Origin of the sequence: Clostridium sp. (assembly GCF_030532265.1) — a bacterium.
Classification (GTDB): Bacteria; Bacillota; Clostridia; order Clostridiales; family Clostridiaceae; genus Clostridium.
Window position 1 is genome coordinate 1 of record NZ_JAUNLM010000127.1, and the last position, 1,812, is coordinate 1,812.

Consider the following 1,812-nt stretch of genomic DNA (forward strand, 5'->3'; position numbering starts at 1 on the left):
AATTGCTGGTTCTAAATGTATTTCTATATTCTGTTCATTTTTCAAAGATCAAATTTCATATCGCTTCAAGCGACTTAATTATCTTATCATCAGAGAAATTCATTGTCAACACTTTTTTAATGTTTTCAACATTTTCTTGTGTTCTTCTCGTTTAATCTCTCGCGACGACATGGATTATTCTATCACAGTCTAAATATGTCACAATATATCTATATATTATTATTTAAATTTATAGTTTATTTTCTTTATTTTTCTTTATTTTTCTTTATTTTTATTATATTGATACTCCTGGTAAAGTTTTTGTTTATTTCACCTAATTAATATTAAAAATTTAATTTAAGTATTAATAATAAACACTGTGAATAATAATATATATTTAATCTTAAATATATATTATTATAATTAATTAAAATAAATTTTTAAAATAATAACTTATACGTCTTATAATTAATTTTCTTATACTTATATTTGTAATTTAAGTGTATTAAAAAGCAAATGTTTTTAATATATAAAAATAAAAAAAACTCATATTAACATTAATGTTAATATGAGTTTATAAATAAAATATATATATTTTTTTATTTATATATTCATTTTATTATTTTAGCACTTAAAACTTCCTCAACTGAACATATATCTGAAATAATCTCATTTAAATCAATATTTCTAGGCGCTTCTATACTATAAACACACCTTTTTATATCATATATATTTTCATCGTTTCTAATATATTCTTCTCTGCATTCTTTATAATAAAAATCTATACCCTTTATATTTATATCTTCATCAGATAATATACGATCTATTTCTCTTATTGTATTTTTATTACTTTTATACGTTACTTCAAACTTAAATATTTCTATTTTAGTTATAAATTTATTCTGAAACTTTTTTAAAAAAACTAATACAATAAATATAATTAATGCACTTATTATACTAATTGTATAAAATCCCATTCCAATAGCTAGTCCAACACAAGCAACTGCCCATATAGAAGCAGCTGTTGTAAGACCTTTTATGGATCCTTTATTTCTAATTATAGTTCCAGCTCCTAAAAATCCAATTCCAGATATAACTTGAGCTACTATCCTCCCTGAATCCACTTTTAAACTCCCTAACAATTCTTGGTTTAATTGAATTTGGTTAATTACAAAATATCCTAGTTGTAGTTCAATAAGTGCAGAAATAGTAGCTCCTAAACAAACTAACATATGTGTTCTAAATCCAGCCGGCCTATTTTTAAATTCTCTATCATATCCTATTATTCCACCAATAATAACTGAAAGCATTAATCTAATTAATATATCAATTTCTTTCATTAAATACCATTTCTCTATAAAAAATTATTCTATTAAAGTTTACTAAAATAAAATATAATATATTCATATATTATATTTTTTGAATACTATAAACTAGTAAATAAATTAATTTATTTATTACAAAGTTTAAAAGTAAAAAATCAAGAATTTATTAATATTCATTTTAAAATCAATTGATTTTAAAATTATATTTTATTTTTTAAAACATTCTTTTATAACTATTTAAAACATTAACTAATAATTCTATAAATTCAATCACTACATATAATTCTTAGAATTATTTGAAAATTTTATAAATTTAATTATAAAAAAGATATCCACAAAAAATATTCTTTAATTACATATCTTTTGTGGATATCTTTTACCAAATGTGGATTTTATCAAACACTTTATATATTTTAGGAATAAAAAAAACAACTAAACTTATTAGTTGTTAAATGGAGCGGGTGAAGGGAATCGAACCCTCGTAACTAGCTTGGAAGGCTAGGGCTCT

At 21.0% G+C, this 1,812-nt stretch carries 1 protein-coding gene; it reads right to left on the reverse strand.

Translation table 11 applies throughout. The annotated features are described in order from the left end of the window. Nucleotides 1-590: 590 nt before the first annotated feature. Nucleotides 591-1,319, reverse strand: coding sequence for an MgtC/SapB family protein (locus Q4E08_RS12115; RefSeq protein WP_303131289.1), 729 nt, complete (start codon nucleotides 1,317-1,319; stop codon nucleotides 591-593). Nucleotides 1,320-1,812: the final 493 nt, after the last annotated feature.